Source organism: Streptomyces sp. NPDC005151, from assembly GCF_053599875.1.
In genome coordinates, this window is record NZ_JBSFYR010000036.1 from 23,906 (window position 1) to 43,346 (window position 19,441).

Genomic DNA, 19,441 nt, shown 5'->3' on the forward strand with positions numbered 1-19,441 from the left:
AGGGCCGCGGCGCATGTGATGTTCGTCCGGGACGGCGAGTGTTCAGCCCTGGGTTCGTCGGGACGAACGAACGTCGGCGCGGCCCGTGTGCAGGTAGCGCGCACGCCCTTCGCCGTCGTCTCCCAGGAACGCCACCGGTCCATGGCCGGGCTCGACGGGGAGGAGGGAATCGCCACGCCAGGCGACCAGCTCCGTCCGGTAGCTCTCGTCGCCGAGCTCCGCCGTGACACCGAGGGGAACATGGTCGAGCCAGAGCCTGCCCTGCTCGTCCTCACCCACCCTGGTCTCGCCCGTACTCGACAGATAAGTGCCCACGCAGCGCCGCGCGTTCAGGCGGACCGCCGGATCCGGAACCGGCTCCCCGGGCAGCTCCAGGACCCGGCCGAGGATCTCCTCCCTCAGCGGCTTGGGATCACCGCCGTTGGTGAAGACCGCCACTGCCAGGTCACGGCCGGGAACGACGCGCAGGACCGCAGACTGTCCGATGGTGTTGCCGTCATGGCCGAAGACCAGGCCACCCGGCAGATCGTAGAGCTCCCAGCCCAGACCCCAGGCCGTGCCCCAGCCGATGTCCGGCAGCGCGACCTGCGGCTGCAGCATGGCGCGGAGACCGTCGTCCGCGAGGTGGATCCGGGCGAAGGCCAGCAGATCGCGAGGGGTCATCGCGAGCATCGACCCCGCCGGGGCGTTCGAGCGGGCCATCGCCCAGACCGCGGACGGTTTCCCGCCGAGATGGCCCACCGCCGCACGGTGGACGATCGCTTCGTACGGGTCGTTCGCCGCGTGCGTCATGCCCAGCGGCGTGAACAGATGATCCCGCATGCACGCGTCGAAGGGCTTGCCCCGCACAAGCTCGACGATGCGTCCCAGCACGCAGTAGCCCGCGTTGTTGTACGAGAACATCGCCCCGGGCTCGAAGATCTGCGGCACCTCCGCCAGGAGGTCCACGTACGCGGCCAGACAGTCGTCGCCCTTGCCGGTGTCGGTGAAGACATCACCTTCGAAACCGGAGGTGTGGCACAGCAGTTGGCGTACGGTCGCCTCCCGGAACCCGGGAAGGTAGGTCCGGACCGGCGCGTCGAGAGCCACTCTGCCTTCGCCGACCAGCTGCATCACCAGCGTAGCGGTGAGCACTTTGGTGATCGACCCGATCTGGAACACCGAGTCGACCGTCGCCTCCACCCCCGTCGCAGTGCTCAGCACCCCGGCCGCCGCTTCGACCACCTCCGTGCCGGCGCCGACGGCCACGGCAGCCCCCGGCACACCATGTTCGGCCAATAGCTGCGGCAGCCGCTCCCGCAGCCAACCCCCGATGTCATGCAGTTCGCTCATTCGCCCGACCGTAGACGGCGGGAGCCGCTCCTGGTTCGTCCACGGCGACCATCGCTCTCATCTCATTTCGTGGATACGACCAGGCCCGGCACCATCAGTGGCCGTACCCCCGGCCATTGGACGCGTGACCAACGCATGACCAACAGCGGCCAGGAACAGTCAGAAACACCTGGAGAGGGGCTGGCCCAGGCGGAAAGCGAGAATCTCCACTCGGACAACAAAGTGCCTGGCCAGAGACGCATCATGGCTCCATCGGCCAGGGGTGGCGGCCCCGGTCGTCCTCGTTCTTCCGGGGAATCCCCCGGGGCTGCCCGGTGTGCGCCACCCGCTCAGTGTCCGAAGAACGCCCGGTAGCCGGGGCTCTGTTCGGCCGGTGAGGGGCGGCTCCTCCGCTGGTGCGCCGGACTGCGGGTGTCCTTCGCCCGGGCTTCCCGGCGGCTGCACCATTCCCCTCCGGGGTGGGGCGCATGGGTGAACGCCTCGCGAATCCAAGGCTCGCCGCACACAGTCCAGGCTGTCGCGAACCGTCGCACACCGGACGGGCCTGCCGTGTCCTCGATCGCCGGGCGTGCTTGCGATCAAACCCGCCGGCGACCGGAGGACACCTTCACCGTCCGGCGATGCGATGGAGGACAGAACGGTTACCGGACGGGCCCGGTCACTCCCCGCCCGGTCCGCGCCCCCGCGCCCTCCGCGCCGTCGCCGCGCGCAGCACTCGTTGTCCCTCCGTCGACGCGTCCCGCACCTGGCGCAGGCCCGCAGCCCCCGTACCGGAATCCGCAAGCATCTCCAGGATGCGGATCTGGCGGCGTACTTCCCCGGCCACCAGCGGTCCCGCCCCCGCCGGATCGCCTTCGCGGCAGCGCCTCAGCAGATCCGCCCTGGCACCGGGCGTCGCGTCCTGCCCGAGGTGGACCTCCAGGGCCAGCAGCGAGCACGCGTCCGCCCACTCCCGGACCCCTGGAGCAGCCCGGTCCGCGGGCGCGTGGGCGAGCAGCTGCCGTATCTGCGTCTGCGTCTCCGCTTCCTCCGCACCGTCCAGCGCCTGGCGCGCCTCCGCCAGGCGGTCCGGCCACGCCTCGCCGTCCGCGCAACCGGCCCACAGCGGACGCAGCGGATCCGGGTCGGAGCCCTCGGCGGGCTGTGGCAGGCAGCGGTCGAGGCAGGCGACCGCGCTCGCGGCGAGCCCCCGTTCGTCGGCGGCGGCGATCAGTTCCAGCAGGCTCATCGGCTTCTCCCCGTCGGCCTGTCCCCGTACGGGTCCGCACGGGGACGCGGCGCTTCCTCTTACCGCTTACCGCTTACAGCGCCAGATGGCTCAAAAGCGTCACGGCGACAGTCCGGAAAACGCCCCCCACGGCGTCAGGCGGAAGCGGCGACCGGTCCCGAGTGGGCCACGACGTACTGCATCTGCGTCACCCCGCGGACCACGGAGACGATCAACCACGCGGCCACCATGTCGAGGACGTCGTAGGCGATCATGAATGCGATGGCCTCGGTGAACCCGGGCGTCCCCATGAGGTCCGAGGACGGCTCCGCCGCGACGAACGTCAGCAGACTGCTCACCAGCCAGCACGCCCACCAGACATTGATGGCCCACAGCCGCGGACGGGGTGCCTCCCCGCCCGGTCCGGCCGGGGTGGACGCCCGCCAGATGTCGACGACGATGCGCCGCGGGTACCAGAGGTTCGCAAGGGGAACGACCCAGCCCCAGAAGACCCAGAGGCGGCTGTGGTGGTGCCCGTCCGGCCGGAAGACCTCCGCGTTCACCCGGACCCGCCGGAGCCAGACCAGGAAGGTGATCCCGGCGGCCAGAAAGGTCAGCCCCTGGGACGACGTCAGCGCGGAGTAGAAGGTGTCGAAGCGCCCGTCGCTCCCGTGCCCCGCCGCGCCGGAGCCGTGCAGACCGTAACCGTAGACGGCCAGCAGCAGACTTCCGAGGTCGGTCAGCACGCACAGCGCGATCAGGAAGACCACGGCGTACGAGAGTCCCACCGGCGATCGCAGCCGCTCCGACGGCAGGGGCGGCATGGGCGGCATGGGCGGCATGGGCGGTATGGACGACATGCGGATCCCCCGGGGTCTGCGTATGTCCCCGCTGGGCACACGGCAAGCGGAGCCTAGAGGATCCCCCCGCCACCCGCTCAGCCCATCCGGTCGATCTCTCCGGCGAGCGCCTGGAACTGACCCCAGCTCAGCGTCGGCCTCCTCGGATCCCAGAGTTTCTGGGCCGTGGCCCGCAGCGGCATCCGGATCCCTGCCGCCACCTGCGCCGGGGTCTGCGCCTGCGGCAGGTCGCCCCAGACCGCGAACCGGCCGCCCAGGATCTGCTTCGAGTAGCGGGCCGGTACCGGCTGCGTGCCGCGCAGGACGAACGGGGTCCACTGATCGTAGATCCGCTTCCCGGTCGGGTAGACGAACGCATTGGGCTGGCCGAGCACGTAATAGAGGAACTCGTCGTTGAGGTTCACCACGCGCCGGCCCTCGTTCAGATACTCCTCCGGCGGCCGGGCACCGTACTCCCTGCCCGTCCAGTACTCGACCTCGATGTTCTTGTCGGCCTGGACGGTTCCGCCGCGGAAGAAGCCGTCGTTCCAGGCCTTGGGATGCTGCCCGTGCGGGCGCACCATCGCCGCGCGGTCGTTGAGCCAGCCGGTGGCAAGGTCCTTGATTCCGGCCGCCGGTCCGTACTTCTGCTGGGCGGCGCGCTGGAGCTGCGGGTACGAGGCAGCCGGGTCCTTCACCATCAGCGCGCGGTACTCGTCCCCGCCCAGGTGCCAGTACGCACCGCCGAAGAGCTCAGCGAACTCGCCGATCAGTTCGTCGATGAGTTTCGCCGCGCCCGGATTGGAGATGTCGAGCGATCCGATCGAGCGCACGCCCGCCGTGTTGCGCAGCTGGAGGTCCGGATGGGCGCGCAGGACGGCGCCCAGATGGCCCGGTGAGTCGATCTCGGGGACCACGTCGATGTGCAGCCGGCCCGCGAGGCCGAGGATCTGACGGACCTCCGCCTTGGTGAGGTGCTGGGGCGACACCACCTCGGGGTGGGTGTCGGACTGGATCCGGAACGCCTGGTCGTCGGAGAAGTGCAGGCCGAGCTGGTTGAGCTTGAGGTCGGCCATGTCGCGCAGCCGGTCCTCGATCCAGCCGACCGTGTAGTACTTGCGCGCGATGTCGAGGTTGAGTCCGCGCTGCGGCCGGTCGGGACGGTCGCGCACCTCGCCCTCGGGCATCATGCGGTCGGCGTGCAGCGACTGCTTCAGCGTGCGGGTTCCGTAGAAGACACCCGCCTGGTCGGGGCCGGTGATGACGACCCGCCGGTCGTGGGTCTTCAGGGTGTACGACTCGGGGGCCCCGCCACCGGGGGCTCCGAGGGCCAGCTCGACATCGCCCGCACGGGCCGGGACGGCGCCCCGGTAACGGATCTTCAGCTCCTTGGCGAGCAGCTGCGCCTCGTCCGCGAGCGGTCCGCTGCCCCCGGCGATCACGACGCTGCTGGTCGGGCCCGGCCGCCAGCCGGGGCCGCGGGCGGCGATGTGCTCGCGTACGGCGGGGATGGTCCGGGGCGCCGTGGAGAGCGGATAACTGCGGGTCGGCGAGGGGGTGAGGGAGGCGTGCGAGGAGACGCCGGCCACGGACGCCTCCCCCGGGCGTCCGGTGTCCGCACCTTCCGGCCAGACGACGACGGTGATCGTCACGGCGGCTGCCGCGACCAGGGCCGCACCGGCCGCGAGGGCTCCGCGTGAGGGCGACATCGGTCAGAAACCTCCGGCTGTTGGGGGCAAAAGGAAAGAAATAAGGAGATAGCCGGGCATTCTCCTCGATGAATCGTCCATCAGACGCTCCGAAACTCTCCCTTCCGGGTGAAATTCGTGCATCCGTCGCACGACCGTTGCCTGGCCCCGATAGCGTTGGGGCACATTCGTCTCTCCCTTCACCCTGTGTCTCCCTGGTTTCCGATCCCCCTCACCGCACCAGGCTCACAGAGATGCCGACGTTTCGAGGAGTCCCACGCTGTCCAGGCCCAGCGAGTCCCACGCCGGCCTCCCGGAACCACCGCAGCAGCGGGTCGGCCCGCCCGCGCTCCCCGCCCAGAACTGCGGCCCGGCCCCGGCCTGCGTCAGTGCCCGCCCCCTCGGCCTCGACCGGTTCAACACCGCACCCACCACCGACGCCGAAGCCGCGCTGCTCGGCTGCTGCGGCAGTGCCCGCTGGGCGCAGCGGCTGGCCGCTCACCGCCCGTACCCCGACCTGGACGCCCTCCTCGCCGCCGCAGACGAGGCGGGGTACGACATGGCGCCCGCGGATCTCGCCGAGGCGCTCGCCGCCGAGGTCTCCCCGGGGCTGCACCACGCCGCACCGCACTCCGCGCATCTCGCGCTGAGCGCCGCGCATGCCGCGTACGAGAGCCGCTTCGGCCATGTCTTCGTGATCTGCCTCGACGCCTTCCGCCCCGCCGAGCACCCTGACCAGGTGCTGGCCGGCATCCGGGCCAGGCTGGGCCACGACCCCGACGAGGAGCGGGTGGTCACGGCGGACGAGATGCGCCGGCTCGCCCGGGGCCGCATCATCGAGCTGGTGACGGGCGCCGGGCCGGCATGATCCGGACGAGAGGCCCTAGCCCGTCCGTGCCTGTTTCATTGCCACTTTGATCACACCAGAGGCCCCGGCGCGAGCGAACCGACAAACCGTCGCTACGATGGCCGGGGCCGGTGGACCGTACCCGGCCGGGTCAGACCGACAGTCAAGCCGGCCGACCCCAATCCCCGCTCCCGGAGGGTTCTTCCGTGCCGGCTGGAACGCTGTACCGCGGCCGGGAAGGCATGTGGTCGTGGGTGGCTCATCGAGTCACCGGTGTCCTCATTTTCTTCTTCCTGTTCGTACACGTCCTGGACACCGCTCTCGTCCGTGTCTCCCCCGAGGCCTACGACAACGTCGTGGCCACGTACAAGACCTGGCCTGTCGCGCTCCTCGAATACGGCCTGGTGGCCGCGATTCTCTTCCACGCGCTGAACGGTCTCCGTATCGTCGCCGTGGACTTCTGGGCCAAGGGCCCGCGCTACCAGAAGCAAATGCTCTGGTCCGCCGTGGGCATCTGGATCGTGCTGATGGTCGGGGCCCTGTACCCCGTCCTCGGCCACGCCGTACGCGCAGTCTTCGGGAGCTGAGGCCAATGTCCACCGAGTCCTCCGCGATCGGCGCCGTCGAAGGCGTCAGCCTCTACGACGTCGACCACCCGGCCCCGGTCATCGAGCCCCCGCGCAAGCGGACGGGCAAGACCCCCAAGGGTTCGCGCACCAACTTCGAGATGTACGCCTGGCTCTTCATGCGCCTGTCGGGCATCGTGCTCGTCGTCCTGGTCATCGGCCACCTGCTGATCCAGCTCGTGCTGGACGGCGGTGTCTCCAAGATCGGCTTCGCCTTTGTGGCGGGCCGCTGGGCCTCGCCGTTCTGGCAGGTCTGGGACCTGGCGATGCTGTGGCTGGCCATGCTGCACGGCGCCAACGGCCTCCGTACGGTCATCAACGACTACGCCGAACGGGACAACACCCGCTTCTGGCTGAAGATGCTGCTGTACACCGCCACGGTGTTCACCGTCCTGCTGGGCACGCTGGTGATCTTCACCTTCGACCCGAACATCCGCTAGGCACCGGGCCAGAGGGACCAGAGGAAATCATGCAGATCCACAAGTACGACACCGTCATCGTCGGCGCAGGCGGCGCCGGCATGCGCGCGGCCATCGAGTCGACGAAGCGCAGCCGTACCGCCGTGCTCACGAAGCTGTACCCGACCCGCTCCCACACGGGCGCCGCGCAGGGCGGCATGGCCGCCGCGCTCGCCAACGTGGAAGAGGACAACTGGGAGTGGCACACCTTCGACACGATCAAGGGCGGCGACTACCTGGTCGACCAGGACGCCGCCGAGATCCTGGCGAAGGAGGCCATCGACTCCGTTCTCGACCTGGAGAAGATGGGCCTGCCGTTCAACCGCACGCCCGAGGGCAAGATCGACCAGCGTCGCTTCGGCGGCCACAGCCGTAACCACGGCGAGGCCCCGGTCCGCCGGTCCTGCTACGCCTCGGACCGCACCGGCCACATGATCCTCCAGACGCTGTACCAGAACTGCGTCAAGGAGGGTGTGGAGTTCTTCAACGAGTTCTACGTCCTGGACCTGCTGCTGCAGGAGGACCCCGAGACTGGGCTGAAGAAGTCCGCGGGCGTCGTCGCCTACGAGCTGGCCACCGGCGAGATCCACATCTTCCAGGCGAAGGCGATCATCTTCGCCTCCGGCGGCACCGGCAAGTTCTTCAAGGTGACGTCGAACGCCCACACCCTGACCGGTGACGGCCAGGCCGCCGCGTACCGCCGCGGTCTGCCGCTGGAGGACATGGAGTTCTTCCAGTTCCACCCGACGGGCATCTGGCGCATGGGCATCCTGCTGACGGAGGGCGCCCGTGGTGAGGGCGGCATCCTCCGTAACAAGGACGGCGAGCGCTTCATGGAGAAGTACGCGCCCGTCATGAAGGACCTCGCGTCCCGTGACGTCGTGTCCCGCTCCATCTACACGGAGATCCGTGAGGGCCGCGGCTGCGGTCCCGAGGGCGACCACGTCTTCCTCGACCTCACGCACCTGCCGCCGGAGCAGCTGGACGCGAAGCTCCCGGACATCACCGAGTTCGCGCGTACGTACCTCGGCATCGAGCCCTACACGGACCCGATCCCGATCCAGCCGACCGCGCACTACGCCATGGGCGGCATCCCGACCAACGTCCAGGGCGAGGTGCTGGCCGACAACACCACCGTCGTCCCGGGCCTGTACGCCGCCGGCGAGGTCGCGTGTGTCTCCGTGCACGGCGCCAACCGTCTGGGGACCAACTCGCTGCTCGACATCAACGTCTTCGGACGCCGGTCGGGCATCGCCGCCGCCGAGTACTCGGCGAAGAACGACTACGTCGAGCTTCCCGAGAACCCGGCACAGCTGGTCATCGACCAGGTCGAGCGGCTGCGCAACTCGACGGGCACCGAGCGTGTCGCGACGCTCCGTCTGGAGCTGCAGGAGTGCATGGACGCCAATGTGATGGTGTTCCGTACCGAGCAGACCATCAAGACGGCCGTCGACAAGATCGCCGAGCTGCGCGAGCGCTACCTGAACGTGTCCATCCAGGACAAGGGCAAGCGGTTCAACACGGACCTCCTGGAGGCCATCGAGCTGGGCAACCTGCTCGACCTGGCCGAGGTCATGGCGACCTCCGCACTGGCCCGTAAGGAGTCCCGCGGCGGTCACTACCGCGAGGACTACCCGAACCGCGACGACGTCAACTTCATGCGCCACACCATGGCGTACCGCGAGGTCGCGGCCGACGGCACCGAGTCGATCCGGCTCGACTACAAGCCGGTCGTCCAGACCCGCTACCAGCCGATGGAGCGTAAGTACTGATGGCTACCCCGACTCTGGACAAGGTGGAGGCGGAGTCCGCCGTCTCCCCGTACATCACGGTCACTTTCCGGATCCGCCGCTTCAACCCCGAGGTCTCCGACGAGGCCACGTGGCAGGACTTCCAGATCGAGATCGACCCGAAGGAGCGTGTCCTCGACGCCCTTCACAAGATCAAGTGGGAAACCGACGGCACGCTGACGTTCCGCCGTTCCTGCGCCCACGGCATCTGCGGCTCCGACGCGATGCGGATCAACGGCAAGAACAGGCTCGCCTGCAAGACGCTGATCAAGGACATCAACCCGGAGAAGCCGATCCTGATCGAGGCCATAAAGGGCCTCACGGTCCTCAAGGACCTCGTGGTCGACATGGACCCGTTCTTCCAGGCTTACCGCGACGTCATGCCGTTCCTCATCACCAAGGGGAACGAGCCGACGCGTGAGCGTCTGCAGTCCGCCGAGGACCGCGAGCGGTTCGACGACACCACCAAGTGCATCCTGTGCGCCGCGTGCACCTCGTCGTGCCCGGTGTTCTGGAACGACGGCCAGTACTTCGGCCCGGCGGCGATCGTCAACGCGCACCGCTTCATCTTCGACTCGCGTGACGAGGGCGGCGAGCAGCGCCTGGAGATCCTCAACGACCGTGACGGCGTGTGGCGTTGCCGCACCACCTTCAACTGCACGGACGCGTGCCCGCGTGGCATCGAGGTCACCAAGGCGATCCAGGAAGTGAAGCGCGCGCTGATCACCCGTCGCTTCTGACCCTTCCGGTACGTCAGTTGCACAGGAGGCCCTGTTTTCCGCAGGAATGCTGCGGGAGGCGGGGCCTCCTGCTGCGCTGCGCAGGTCCGTTCGGTACGGTCATGCGGAGCCGGAGACCGGTTCACCGCCCGGGGCAGCAAGCGCGGGGCGCACAGGCCTGATCGAGAGCAGGCGGCCGCCCGGTGGGACGGGGCAGTCGCCTGTCTGCGCGGTCGGAGCCGGGACGAACTCCGGGCGGCACTAGCCGAGTACGCGGTCAGGGGGATCAAGGACGACACGGCGTAGGGCTGTTGCCTCCTCGGCTTCCGGAAGGCCCCGGTGGCGCTCTAGGGTCTTTCGGCTCCGCCGCAGTCCTCCGCGATGACCATGATGCGGCGCAGCATGTCGTTGAGCAGGATGCGTTCGTCCTTGCCGAGTACGCCGAGGAGCCGGTACTCCTCGTGGCCGAGGAAGTCCATCGCACCGAGCCAGGTCGAGCGGCCCTCCTCGGTGAGTTCCACGTCGACCCGTCGCCGGTCCGTGGTGGAGGGCGTACGGCGAATGAATCCGCGCCGTTCGAGCGCGTCCAGCCTGCCGGTGACGGAGGCGGGGGCGAGGTCGAGGTCGGCGGCGAGTTCGGAGGGGGCCGCCTTCCCGCCGCGTCCGGCGAGCTTGTGGAGCGTCTCGAACTCCTGGCGGTCCAGATCGAAGTCGACCAGGGACTGTTCACGCACCCGCCGCAGGTGGACGGAGAGCTTCTTCATACGCGTCACCGCGCCCTCGACATCGGGATCGAGGTCGGGAAGCACGGGCTTCCACCGCTCGACATGTCCGTCGGTCCAGTCGCGTGGCTCCATGAGGAAAGGGTACGTCCGGCGTACACATGCGCTTCGGCGTCAGATATTTCGTTGACGAATAATTCGGCGCCGAAATAGATTTCCTTGCATGTCGCACCCCTTGCGCACGCGCGCCTTCCGCCTGCTCTTCATCGGACGCACTCTCTCCCTCCTCGGCGACGCCGCCATCCCCGCCGCCCTTTCCGTCGCCGTCTACCTGGCCACCGGCTCGACCGCCGCCCTCGCCCTGGTGCTGGCGTGCGCGATGGTGCCCAAGCTGCTCCTGCTGCCGCTCGGCGGCGTCGTGGGCGACCGCTTCAACGCCCGCACGGTCGCGCTCACCACCGATCTCGTACGGTGCGCCACCCAGCTCTTCGTCGGCGTGGAGCTGCTCGGCGGTGAACCGCAGCTTTGGCAGATCGCGGTCGCCGAGGTGATCGGCGGCGCGGCCGGCGCCTTCGCCATGCCGACCGTGTCGCCGCTGATCCGCGGCACGGTGGAAGCCCCGGGGCTGCTGCGCGCCAACTCCCTGATGGCGGTCGCCACCAGCGCGACCCGGCTCGGCGGCCCGGCCGTCGCCGGAACGCTGATCCTCACCGCGGGCCCCGGCTGGGCGTTCGTGCTGGACGGTGCGAGCTTCGCGGTGAGCGCCGCACTCCTGTCCGCCGTCGAGGTCCGGCACGTGCCGATACCGCGCCGCTCGATGCTCGCCGACCTCAAGGAGGGCTGGGGCGAGGTCCGCGGCCGCGACTGGTACTGGACGAGCCTGATCGCCCACTCCGTGTGGAACGGTGCGGCGGCTGTCCTGATGACCCTGGGGCCGCCACTCGCCATCGAGGACATGGGCGGCAAGAGCACCTGGATCGCCCTGCTCCAGACCGGCGCGGTCGGCCTCCTCCTCGGCTCGCTGCTGGCCGGGCGCGCCCGCCCGCGCCGCCCGATTCTGGCCGCCAACCTGGGCCTCGCCACGTACGCACTCCCCCTCGGCCTCCTCGCGGCCGGCGCCCCCGCCCCGCTGGCCATCGCCGGGTACGGCATCGCGCTGGCGGGACTCGGCTTCCTCGGCCCGGTCTGGAACACCTCGGTCCAGTCCGCGGTACCCGCCCACGCGCTGGCCCGCGTGACCTCGTACGACTGGCTGCTCTCCCTCGGCGCGATGCCACTGGGCTACGCCCTGGCCCCGGTCGCCGCCACGGCCTGGGGTCCCGAAGTCCCGCTCGCCGTCGCCGCCGTGGCGGTCGGTGCAGCCTGTCTGGCGACGGCCGCGGTACCGGGCGTACGACGCTTCAGGGCCCCTGCGACCGCGGCCGGGGCGACCGGGGACAAGCACCCCGGAGTACCCGCTTGAACATGTTCAAATACAGGTCTACAGTCCATGACAACAGCTTTTGAACACGTTCAAGGGAGGGTGGGGCATGGACCTCACTGTCGTGGCGTACGTCATCTACCTGCTGATCAGCGTGGGGCTCACCATGTGGGTCGCCCGCACGCTGAGCCGTAACGGAAGGGTCTTCCTCGCCGACGTCCTGCACGGGAACGAGAAGCTCGCCGATGCCGTCAACCACCTTCTGGTGGTCGGCTTCTACCTGGTCAACCTGGGGTTCGTCGCCCTCTACCTGAAGAACGCCGACGGGGTCGCCGACGCCCGTGGACTCTTCGAGGCGCTCTCGGTGAAGGTCGGCGTCGTCCTGCTCGTCCTCGGAGTGATGCACCTCGGGAACGTCTACGTACTCAACAAGATCCGCCGCCGCGGGCTGATGGAGCGTGAGCAGACCCCGCCGGTACCGCCGCAGGGCTGGACGGGCCCCGCCGGCCAGGGCCCGTGGGCCGCACCCGCCACAGGCCGGTGACCGGGCCGGTGGCGGTCACGGCCGACTGGGGGCGGATGCCCGTCGAGGGACTCACCGTGCTCTACGACGCGCAGTGCCCGCTCTGCGTCCATCTGCGCCACTGGCTGATGAAGCAGCGTCAGCTCGTCCCGCTCGATCTCGTCCCGGCGGCCTCCGAGGAGGCACGGCGCCGCTTCCCCGGCCTCGACCACTCCGGGACGCTCTCCGAGATCACCGTGATCGGCGACCGGGGGCAGATCTACCGGGGGACCTCCGCCTGGATCGTCTGCCTCTGGGCGCTGGCCGGACACCGGCCCAAGTCGCACTGGCTGGCCACCCCCGCGGGGCTGCCGTTCGCCCGGGCGTCCGTGCTCGCCGCCGCGAAGTACCGGTCGCTGACGGCGGCGCCCTGCGGTCCCGGGGACGGAGCGTGCCAGGTCCCCGGCACGGAGGACCAGGGCGGACGGCTACCCTCGGGGCTGTGGTGAAGGAAGCGAAGGACGCGAAGGAAGCCAAGGCTCCCAAGAGCGAGCAGACCCGCACACTCATTCTCGAAACGGCGCTCCGGCTCTTCGAGGAACGCGGCTACGACAAGACGACGATGCGGGCCATCGCGCAGGAGGCCGGGGTCTCCGTCGGCAACGCCTACTACTACTTCACGGGGAAAGACGCTCTCGTCCAGAGCTTCTACGACCGGCTCGCCGCAGAGCACGAGGCGGCGGTGAAGCCGGTCCTGGAAGGCGACAAGGACCTGGCCGTGCGGATCCGCGGGGTACTGCTCAGCTGGCTCGACGTGGCCGAGCCGTACCACCGCTTCGCCGCCCAGTTCTTCAAGAACGCCGCCGATCCGGAAAGCCCGCTCTCCCCGTTCTCCAAGGAGTCGGCCCGGGCCCGGGAGGCGGCGATCTCCATTCATGAACGGTGCCTGCGCGGCTCCAGCACCAAGACCGACCCCGAAATGGCCGACGTGCTGCCGCAGTTGATGTGGCTGATACAGATGGGCCTGGTGCTGTTCTGGGTGTACGACCGGACGGAGGGCGCCGAGCGCAGCCGCCGCCTCGTCGAGCGCACCGCACCGATCGGTGCTCGGGCGATCGCGCTCTCCCGGTACCGGGTGCTGCGACCGCTCGTACGGCAGATCCACGACGTACTGGCGGACTTCCTGCCCGGGTCGGTGAAACAGCCGACCACCGAGCGGCCGGGCCGGGAGAAGGCGTAAGAGGAGCTCACAAAATGGGAGTCCGATCAGCTCGCGGCGTCTGGTGCGTGCGATCGCAAGGCGCCGGAAGGTCCTCGGATGGGGTCTCCCCTGCTCGAACGAAGCTGAGAGCTTGGGGAAGGAGCTACTAGGGCATTTCGGCAACGCAGCGAGCGTGCGTGCCGGACGCCGCGAGCCGGGCGCCCATTTTGTGAGCTCCTCTGAAGGGCCGGGGCCGATAAAGGGCCGGGGCCGACCGGAGACCTCGCACATGGTGTGCGGCAGTCTCCGACCGGCCCCGGCCCTTTACGGATCCGAATGAGCCCAGTGCCCCTCCCGGCAAACATTGCCGGTCACGGCCCTAGATCCAGTTGAGTTCCCACAGCCGCCAGATGCCCGTGCCGTCCGACAAGTACTGCGAGCCGGAGACATCGGTCTCGCTGAGGACGTAGTCCTTCTTCTGCCACAGCGGCACGAGCGGCACGTCCTCGCCGACCAGCGCCTGGAGCTCCTTGAAGTCCGCCGCGGTACGGCTCCGGTCGCTGTACTGCAGCGTGGCGCTGATCAGGTCGTCCATCTTCTTGCTGGTGTAGCCGTTGTGAAGGCTGCTGTCGCGGCCGACGAGCGGCTGGCTGAAGGTGTCGGGGTCCGGGTAGTCGGGCAGCCATCCGACGGTGTACGCGTCGTACTTACCTGCCGCGTAGCCCTTCTGGTAGTCCTGCCACTCCACGGCCTTGACCGAGACCTTGAACAGCCCGTCCGCCTCCAGCTGGCGGCGGAGCTCGGCGGTCTCCGGCGTGTACTCGTTGTCGGCGCGGTAGGCGAAGTTGATGTGCAGCGGGGTCTGCACGCCCGCCTCCTGCATCAGCCGCTTGGCGCGCGTCGGGTCGGGCGCCGGGTAGGCGTCGAAGAACGGCGTGCTGTGCCCGATGTAGCCCTGCGGGATCAGCGAGTAGAGCGGTTCGACGGTGCTCTTGTAGACATCTGCCACCAGCGGCCCGCGGTCGATGATGGACGCGACGGCCTGCCGGACCCTCCTGTCGGCGAACGGGGACCCGGCGCGCACGTTGAAGACCAGGTTGCGGATCTCGGCGCTGTCCGCCTCGGTGATGCGCATGTCGGGGTCGCCGGGGTTCAGCTCGGCGAGCGTGGACGGCGGCAGCTGCCGGTGCGTCACCTGGACCTGTCCGGACTTCCAGGCCGCCAGGAGCTCGTCCGACTGCTTGTAGTAGCGGACGGTGACGGGGACGCCGGTCTTCTTCAGCGCGCCCTTGTACCGGGTGTTCGGGACCAGTTCCGCCTCGACGCCCGGTTTGTACGACTTCAGGACGTACGGCCCCGAGCCGTCGACCTTGGTTCCGGTGCGGAGCTTGTCCGCCGGGTACTCGTCGCGGTCGACGATCGAACCGGCTCCGGTGGCGAGCTTCTGCGGGAAGGTCGCGTCACGCGAGGAGAGGTTGAAGGTGATCGTGCGGCCTTCGGACACCACGTTCTTGAGGCTGGGGAACAGGACCGACGGACCGACGTCCGTCTTGATCTTGATCATGCGCTCGATGGAGTACTCGACATCGGCGGCGGTCATCTTCCGGCCGTTGGCGAAGGTCAGGTCGTCGCGCAGTTTGCACTGGTACGTCTGGAGCTTCTGGCCGATGAACCCACAGCTCTCGGCGGCGTCCGGTTCCGGGACGATCGCCCCGGACTTGAACGTCATGAGGGACTGGTAGAGGTTGCTGTAGATCGCCCAGGAACCGGCGTCGTACGCACCGGCCGGATCGAGGGACGTCACCTCGTCCGTCGTCCCGACCATGATCGGATCACTCTTCACCTCGTTCGAGGGAAGCAACTGCCAGGCGACGACGCCTGCGATGACCAAAACCGCGAGAATCGCGAGAATCCGTAGCCGGATCGACCGCATTGCCGTGCTCTCCCTTAACAGCCCCACCTGGGCAGATGTGCTCAGAAACGCACATCACCGTGCTCACGGCCAGCCAATCACACGATTTTCACATCTGGAAGAGGAAATCTGTATCTCATAGCCTTTTGTTCGACAGTTGAAACCTCAGTTGGGCTGGGCGGCTGAAAGCTGTGGAGACGCCGTGCAGTTGAGTCGTCCCTTTTGCACCGTTACGCCTGACGGGACGCCAGGTGCACGACGGTGATGTCGGAGGGGGCGCCGACCCGCACGGGCGGACCCCAGGCACCCGCACCCCGAGAGACGTACAACTGGGTGTCGCCGTAGCGCTCCAGGCCGGCGACCGTGGGGTTGGCCAGTTCGGCGACGTAGTTGCCCGGCCAGAGCTGGCCGCCGTGCGTGTGGCCCGAAAGCTGGAGATCCACGCCGTACGCAACCGCGTCGTCGATGACGACGGGCTGATGTGCGAGGAGGACGGAGGCGCGGGTCCGGTCCCGGTCGCCCAGGGCGCGCTCGAAATCGGGGCCCTGCCCCTCGCTCTCACCGGCGACGTCATTGACCCCGGCGAGATCGAAACCGTCGATCTCGACCCGGGCGTTCTCCAGTGGGTGCAGCCCCAATTCCCTTACGTGATGGACCCATTGGGCCGCACCGGAGAAATACTCATGGTTGCCGGTGACGAAGAACGCGCCATGGCGGGCCTCCAGCCGGGCGAGCGGTTCGGCGGCCGGACCGAGGTCGGCGACGGAGCCGTCGACGAGATCCCCGACGACGGCGATCAGATCGGGCTGGGTCCGGTTGATCGTGTCGACGATCCGCTGGGTATGGGCGCGGCCCAGGATCGGGCCGAGGTGGATGTCGCTGACGACGGCGATCCGGAAGCCGTGCGCGGCGCGGGGCAGTTTGGCGAGCGGGACGGTGACCCGCTTGACGCGCGGACCGCGCAGCACGCCGTAGGTGCCGTAGCCGACGGTGCCGAGCCCGGCGACGGCGGCCGCGCCCCCGACGGCGCGCGCGACGAAGAGGCGGCGGGAGGGGTCGGCGGGGGTCGTGACGGGGGCGTCGGGGGTCGTGACGGGGGCGTCGGCGACGAGGGTGGCAGGGGTTCCGCTCACGGGCGCACGGGCTGGGGAGTTCTCCGCCGCGGGTGCTTCGACCTGAGATGAAATAGTTTCGGCCGAATCGTTCTCGGCAGCCGTACCGCCGCCCGCCCGGCGCGCGAGGACCCGCCGCAGAACAGGCCGTACCGCCTCGCCCACCAGCAGAGCCAGCGTCAGGTACAGCAGCGCCGCCAGCCACAGATAGCCCGGCCAGGCCAGCACCTGCTGCAGCCAGAACGGGGCGCCCGCCCGCCCGGAAACCAGGGCGCCGACGCTCAGCAGCGGCAACAGCCAGACCGCCGCCGCGCCCACCCGGCGCAGCGTGCCGCCCGGGGCCGTCGTGTCGGCGACGAAGCGGCGCCACACATAGCGGTGCACACCGACGAGCAGCGCGAGGACCGCCAGCGCCACCGGAACGAAGACCACTGCCACGTGCACTCCCCCACCCATGTGCGGCTCTCGGTACGCCTGCGTCTTGTGCACCGACGCTTCGTACACCTATGTCCGGTCGCCGCCCGGCCGGTTATGAACGCTCGCGGCGCAGCGCCCTGAGTCCGCGGAACCCGATCACACCGACCGCCGTCCCCAGGAGAAAGGACGTGATGGCGAGCAGCAGATGCACCCAGAAGTACGCAGTCGGGTCACCCGCGTCGTCGAAGGCAAGTCCACTGCCGTCTTTCCATAGATTCTTGGCGAAAGTGACCCAAATGACCCAGCTCCACACCCCGAAGGCGAGCAGGAACCAGGAAACGGGGCGGCTGAGCTTCATGGACCCAGTATCGCCGCCACGCTCCGGCCGGAGCGCCCGGGGTGGGCTGTCCCAGCGTCGCGGACGGCCGGTCAGCAGGTCCGCAACACTCGTCACATCATCAGCCTGTACGTTTCCGACCGTGCCCGCTCTGAAAAAGACCGCACTGACGGTCATCTCCGCCGCTCTGCTGTCCACTTTTGTCATCAGTCCCGCGTCAGCGGTCGACAAGGACACAGCCGACGACCCGAAGCCGACCGCCCCGATGTCGAAGGTCGGCGGCGCGCAGCTCGGCCGGGTCGGCTCCCAGGTCGAACTGGGTGCCGGCGCCCCTGTGCTGCCCAAGGACCTCACCGGGCGGTCCTGGATCGTCGCGGACGCGGAGAGCGGTGAGGTGCTCGCCTCGCACAACTCGCACTGGCGGCTGCCCCCCGCGTCCACTCTGAAGATGCTGTTCGCCGACACGGTCATGGACTCGCCCGAACTGCAGCCGAAGACCCTGCAGCACAAGGTGACGGACGAGGACCTCGCCGATGTCGGCGAGGGCAGCAGCCTGGTCGGCGTCAAGGAACACCTGACCTACACGGTCCACGACCTGTGGCTCGGTGTCTTCCTGCGCTCCGGCAACGACGCGGTACATGTGCTGTCCGCGATGTACGGAGGCGTGCCCAGGACCGTCGCCGCCATGCAGGCGCACGCCGAGGAGCTGCAGGCCCTCGACACGAACGTCGTGTCTCCCGACGGTTACGACGCACCCGAACAGGTCTCCAGCGCGTACGACCTCACCCTGTTCGCCCGCAGCGGGCTGCAGAAGGAGGACTTCCGCGAGTACTGCTCGACGGCCACGGCCGACTTCCCCGGGGAGAAGAAGAAGGGGAAGAAGCGCGGGACCTTCGAGATCCAGAACACCGACCGGCTGCTCACCGGCGCCGACGGCGTCGAGCCGTACAAGGGCATCGCAGGCGTCAAGAACGGCTACACCACGCATGCGGGCAACACCTTCACGGGCGTCGCCGAGCGCAACGGCAAGGTGCTGCTCGTCACCGTCATGAACCCGTCGTCCAAGGAGCCCCACGCCGTCTACAAGGAGGCCGCGAGCCTGCTCGACTGGGGCTTCGACGCGGCCGGCAAGGTGACCCCGGTGGGCGAACTGGTCCCCCCGAAGTCCGCGCAGACGGGCACCGGGAAGGGCGCGGAAACGGCCAACGGCAACAGCGCCGCGGGCACCTCCGGCTCGGGAAGCAAGGATGCGGGCAAGCACGGTCCGGCCGCCACCGGGGCGGCGGTCACCAAGGGCTCCAGCGGGGTCGGGATCGCACTGGGGATCGTCGGCGGGGTGCTGGTGCTGCTGGCCGGCGGCGTGTTCCTGGTCAACCGGCGCTGGCCGCTGCCGGACCTGGTGCGCCGCCTTCCTCGCCGCTGACGTCCGCGACGCCCTCCCTGATGTCCTTGCTGCTCCGCGTCGCCGTCCAGGCGGCGCAGAACAGCAGCAGCTTCGCCGTGAAGTTGATCCACAGCAGGAGGGCGATCGGCACACCGAAAGCGCCGTACATGCTCTTCGACGCGACACTCTTCATATAGCTGCCGAGCAGCAGCTTGAGGAGTTCGAAGCCGATCGCGCCGATCACCGCCGCTGTCAGCAGCCTGCGCCGCGGCGGCTTCACGCCCGGCAGCAGTGTCAGCAGATAGAGCAGCAGCAGGAAGTCGGCCACGGCCGCCACGACCAGGGCCGCGGTCTGCAGCAGCACTCCGCCCGCGCCATGGTTGGGGACGCCCACCAGGGCGGCGGTCCAGCCGACCGCGGTGGAGCCCGCCGTGGAAGCGGCAAGGGTGACGAGCGCGGCTCCGCCGAGGCCGATCAGCAGTCCGGCGTCCTTGAGCTTTCGGACGACCGGATTGCCCTGGTCCACATCGTCCTTCTCCCAGACCGCGCGCAGACAGTCCCGCATCGCACCGATCCAGCCGACGCCGGTGAAGAGCAGCAGCACAGCGGCGACGAGCCCGACGGTGCCCGCATTGGCCACCAGATTGCTGATGCCCAGCTGGTCGGAGATGCCCGGCACCTGGTCGGCGATCGACTTCTCGATCTTGTGCAGCTGCTCGTCGGAGAGCAGCGCGGCGCCGATCGCCGCGCCGACCGCGATCAGCGGGAAGAGCGCCAGGAAACTGATGAAGGTGATCGCGGCGGCGAGCCTGGTCCAGTGGACGAGGTCCAGTCGTTCGTACGAGCGCCAGGCGTGCGTCATCATCAGCCGGGCGACGAGTGGCCCGATGACGGGGAGATTCTTCAGCCAGTCCATGACGTGCGCGTA

General features: G+C 69.0%; 19 protein-coding genes. 10 read left to right on the forward strand and 9 right to left on the reverse strand.

Annotated features, from left to right (window positions below; genetic code table 11):
* Positions 1-42: 42 nt before the first annotated feature.
* The 4 genes from ACWD6R_RS20450 to ACWD6R_RS20465 form a co-directional block, all read right to left on the reverse strand.
* A complete protein-coding gene (locus ACWD6R_RS20450; RefSeq protein ID WP_451819986.1) occupies positions 43-1,332 on the reverse strand; it encodes a serine hydrolase domain-containing protein in 1,290 nt (429 codons plus the stop codon).
* 658 nt (positions 1,333-1,990) lie between these two features.
* Positions 1,991-2,560 carry a hypothetical protein gene (locus ACWD6R_RS20455; RefSeq protein WP_451819987.1) on the reverse strand — a complete coding sequence of 190 codons (570 nt, stop codon included), beginning with the start codon at positions 2,558-2,560 and terminating at the stop codon, positions 1,991-1,993.
* A 134-nt stretch (positions 2,561-2,694) separates the two neighbouring features.
* Complete coding sequence (locus ACWD6R_RS20460; RefSeq protein WP_451819988.1) at positions 2,695-3,399, reverse strand: DUF4328 domain-containing protein; 705 nt, start codon at positions 3,397-3,399, stop codon at positions 2,695-2,697.
* Positions 3,400-3,476: 77 nt separating this feature from the next.
* A complete protein-coding gene (locus ACWD6R_RS20465; RefSeq protein WP_451819989.1) occupies positions 3,477-5,087 on the reverse strand; it encodes a beta-N-acetylhexosaminidase in 1,611 nt (536 codons plus the stop codon).
* A gap of 430 nt (positions 5,088-5,517) precedes the next feature.
* Here ACWD6R_RS20465 and ACWD6R_RS20470 point away from each other — a divergent pair, with 430 nt between their 5' ends.
* From ACWD6R_RS20470 to ACWD6R_RS20490, 5 genes are all read left to right on the forward strand, one after another.
* Positions 5,518-5,934 (forward strand): 2-oxo-4-hydroxy-4-carboxy-5-ureidoimidazoline decarboxylase, encoded by a 417-nt coding sequence (locus ACWD6R_RS20470; protein ID WP_451820026.1) that lies wholly within the window; start codon positions 5,518-5,520, stop codon positions 5,932-5,934.
* A 185-nt stretch (positions 5,935-6,119) separates the two neighbouring features.
* The gene (gene sdhC, locus ACWD6R_RS20475) at positions 6,120-6,500 is read left to right on the forward strand and encodes a succinate dehydrogenase, cytochrome b556 subunit (RefSeq protein WP_266982339.1); all 381 of its coding nucleotides are present in this window, start codon (positions 6,120-6,122) and stop codon (positions 6,498-6,500) included.
* 5 nt (positions 6,501-6,505) lie between these two features.
* The gene (locus tag ACWD6R_RS20480) at positions 6,506-6,979 is read left to right on the forward strand and encodes a succinate dehydrogenase hydrophobic membrane anchor subunit (protein ID WP_327244726.1); all 474 of its coding nucleotides are present in this window, start codon (positions 6,506-6,508) and stop codon (positions 6,977-6,979) included.
* A 29-nt stretch (positions 6,980-7,008) separates the two neighbouring features.
* On the forward strand, positions 7,009-8,769 hold the full coding sequence (gene sdhA / locus ACWD6R_RS20485; protein ID WP_451819990.1) for a succinate dehydrogenase flavoprotein subunit: 1,761 nt from the start codon (positions 7,009-7,011) through the stop codon (positions 8,767-8,769).
* Positions 8,769-9,527 carry a succinate dehydrogenase iron-sulfur subunit gene (locus ACWD6R_RS20490; protein ID WP_451819991.1) on the forward strand — a complete coding sequence of 253 codons (759 nt, stop codon included), beginning with the start codon at positions 8,769-8,771 and terminating at the stop codon, positions 9,525-9,527. The genes sdhA and ACWD6R_RS20490 overlap by 1 nt, the downstream gene beginning before the upstream one ends.
* 326 nt (positions 9,528-9,853) lie before the next feature.
* Here the strand turns inward: ACWD6R_RS20490 and ACWD6R_RS20495 are convergent, their stop codons facing one another.
* Entirely contained in the window at positions 9,854-10,363 is a 510-nt protein-coding gene (locus ACWD6R_RS20495; RefSeq protein ID WP_451819992.1) for a MarR family winged helix-turn-helix transcriptional regulator, read from the reverse strand.
* Between the two features lie 88 nt (positions 10,364-10,451).
* Here ACWD6R_RS20495 and ACWD6R_RS20500 point away from each other — a divergent pair, with 88 nt between their 5' ends.
* From ACWD6R_RS20500 to ACWD6R_RS20515, 4 genes are all read left to right on the forward strand, one after another.
* On the forward strand, positions 10,452-11,690 hold the full coding sequence (locus ACWD6R_RS20500) for an MFS transporter (protein ID WP_451819993.1): 1,239 nt from the start codon (positions 10,452-10,454) through the stop codon (positions 11,688-11,690).
* Between the two features lie 67 nt (positions 11,691-11,757).
* On the forward strand, positions 11,758-12,192 hold the full coding sequence (locus tag ACWD6R_RS20505; RefSeq protein ID WP_451819994.1) for a hypothetical protein: 435 nt from the start codon (positions 11,758-11,760) through the stop codon (positions 12,190-12,192).
* A gap of 35 nt (positions 12,193-12,227) precedes the next feature.
* Positions 12,228-12,659, forward strand: a complete 432-nt coding sequence (locus tag ACWD6R_RS20510) for a thiol-disulfide oxidoreductase DCC family protein (protein WP_451820027.1) — start codon at positions 12,228-12,230, stop codon at positions 12,657-12,659.
* The gene (locus ACWD6R_RS20515) at positions 12,653-13,390 is read left to right on the forward strand and encodes a TetR family transcriptional regulator (RefSeq protein ID WP_451819995.1); all 738 of its coding nucleotides are present in this window, start codon (positions 12,653-12,655) and stop codon (positions 13,388-13,390) included. Before ACWD6R_RS20510 ends, ACWD6R_RS20515 begins: the two co-directional genes overlap by 7 nt.
* 340 nt (positions 13,391-13,730) lie before the next feature.
* On the opposite strand, the gene ACWD6R_RS20520 is transcribed toward ACWD6R_RS20515, so the two are convergent.
* The 3 genes from ACWD6R_RS20520 to ACWD6R_RS20530 all read right to left on the reverse strand — a co-directional run bounded on the left by ACWD6R_RS20520 (position 13,731) and on the right by ACWD6R_RS20530 (position 17,150).
* Positions 13,731-15,284, reverse strand: a complete 1,554-nt coding sequence (locus ACWD6R_RS20520; protein ID WP_451819996.1) for an ABC transporter substrate-binding protein — start codon at positions 15,282-15,284, stop codon at positions 13,731-13,733.
* Positions 15,285-15,493: 209 nt separating this feature from the next.
* Positions 15,494-16,831: a metallophosphoesterase gene (locus ACWD6R_RS20525; protein ID WP_451820028.1), complete on the reverse strand. Its 1,338-nt coding sequence runs from the start codon at positions 16,829-16,831 to the stop codon at positions 15,494-15,496.
* Positions 16,832-16,904: 73 nt separating this feature from the next.
* A complete protein-coding gene (locus tag ACWD6R_RS20530) occupies positions 16,905-17,150 on the reverse strand; it encodes an SCO4848 family membrane protein (RefSeq protein ID WP_037688258.1) in 246 nt (81 codons plus the stop codon).
* Positions 17,151-17,271: 121 nt separating this feature from the next.
* On the opposite strand from ACWD6R_RS20530, the gene ACWD6R_RS20535 reads away from it, so the two are divergent.
* On the forward strand, positions 17,272-18,552 hold the full coding sequence (locus ACWD6R_RS20535) for a D-alanyl-D-alanine carboxypeptidase family protein (RefSeq protein WP_451819997.1): 1,281 nt from the start codon (positions 17,272-17,274) through the stop codon (positions 18,550-18,552).
* On the opposite strand, the gene ACWD6R_RS20540 is transcribed toward ACWD6R_RS20535, so the two are convergent.
* Entirely contained in the window at positions 18,500-19,429 is a 930-nt protein-coding gene (locus ACWD6R_RS20540) for a YihY/virulence factor BrkB family protein (RefSeq protein WP_451819998.1), read from the reverse strand. The genes ACWD6R_RS20535 and ACWD6R_RS20540 overlap by 53 nt on opposite strands.
* Positions 19,430-19,441: the final 12 nt, after the last annotated feature.

Excerpts from the sequence above, each read along its gene's own strand:
- ACWD6R_RS20520 (WP_451819996.1), bottom strand. The coding sequence starts at position 15,284 with ATGCGGTCGATCCGGCTACGGATTCTCGCGATTCTCGCGGTTTTGGTC.
- ACWD6R_RS20500 (WP_451819993.1), top strand. The coding sequence starts at position 10,452 with ATGTCGCACCCCTTGCGCACGCGCGCCTTCCGCCTGCTCTTCATCGGA.
- ACWD6R_RS20455 (WP_451819987.1), bottom strand. The coding sequence starts at position 2,560 with ATGAGCCTGCTGGAACTGATCGCCGCCGCCGACGAACGGGGGCTCGCC.
- ACWD6R_RS20495 (WP_451819992.1), bottom strand. The coding sequence starts at position 10,363 with ATGGAGCCACGCGACTGGACCGACGGACATGTCGAGCGGTGGAAGCCC.
- ACWD6R_RS20530 (WP_037688258.1), bottom strand. The coding sequence starts at position 17,150 with ATGAAGCTCAGCCGCCCCGTTTCCTGGTTCCTGCTCGCCTTCGGGGTG.
- ACWD6R_RS20490 (WP_451819991.1), top strand. The coding sequence starts at position 8,769 with ATGGCTACCCCGACTCTGGACAAGGTGGAGGCGGAGTCCGCCGTCTCC.
- ACWD6R_RS20510 (WP_451820027.1), top strand. The coding sequence starts at position 12,228 with ATGCCCGTCGAGGGACTCACCGTGCTCTACGACGCGCAGTGCCCGCTC.
- ACWD6R_RS20505 (WP_451819994.1), top strand. The coding sequence starts at position 11,758 with ATGGACCTCACTGTCGTGGCGTACGTCATCTACCTGCTGATCAGCGTG.
- ACWD6R_RS20480 (WP_327244726.1), top strand. The coding sequence starts at position 6,506 with ATGTCCACCGAGTCCTCCGCGATCGGCGCCGTCGAAGGCGTCAGCCTC.
- ACWD6R_RS20460 (WP_451819988.1), bottom strand. The coding sequence starts at position 3,399 with ATGTCGTCCATACCGCCCATGCCGCCCATGCCGCCCATGCCGCCCCTG.
- sdhA (WP_451819990.1), top strand. The coding sequence starts at position 7,009 with ATGCAGATCCACAAGTACGACACCGTCATCGTCGGCGCAGGCGGCGCC.
- ACWD6R_RS20450 (WP_451819986.1), bottom strand. The coding sequence starts at position 1,332 with ATGAGCGAACTGCATGACATCGGGGGTTGGCTGCGGGAGCGGCTGCCG.
- ACWD6R_RS20525 (WP_451820028.1), bottom strand. The coding sequence starts at position 16,831 with ATGGGTGGGGGAGTGCACGTGGCAGTGGTCTTCGTTCCGGTGGCGCTG.
- ACWD6R_RS20465 (WP_451819989.1), bottom strand. The coding sequence starts at position 5,087 with ATGTCGCCCTCACGCGGAGCCCTCGCGGCCGGTGCGGCCCTGGTCGCG.
- ACWD6R_RS20540 (WP_451819998.1), bottom strand. The coding sequence starts at position 19,429 with ATGGACTGGCTGAAGAATCTCCCCGTCATCGGGCCACTCGTCGCCCGG.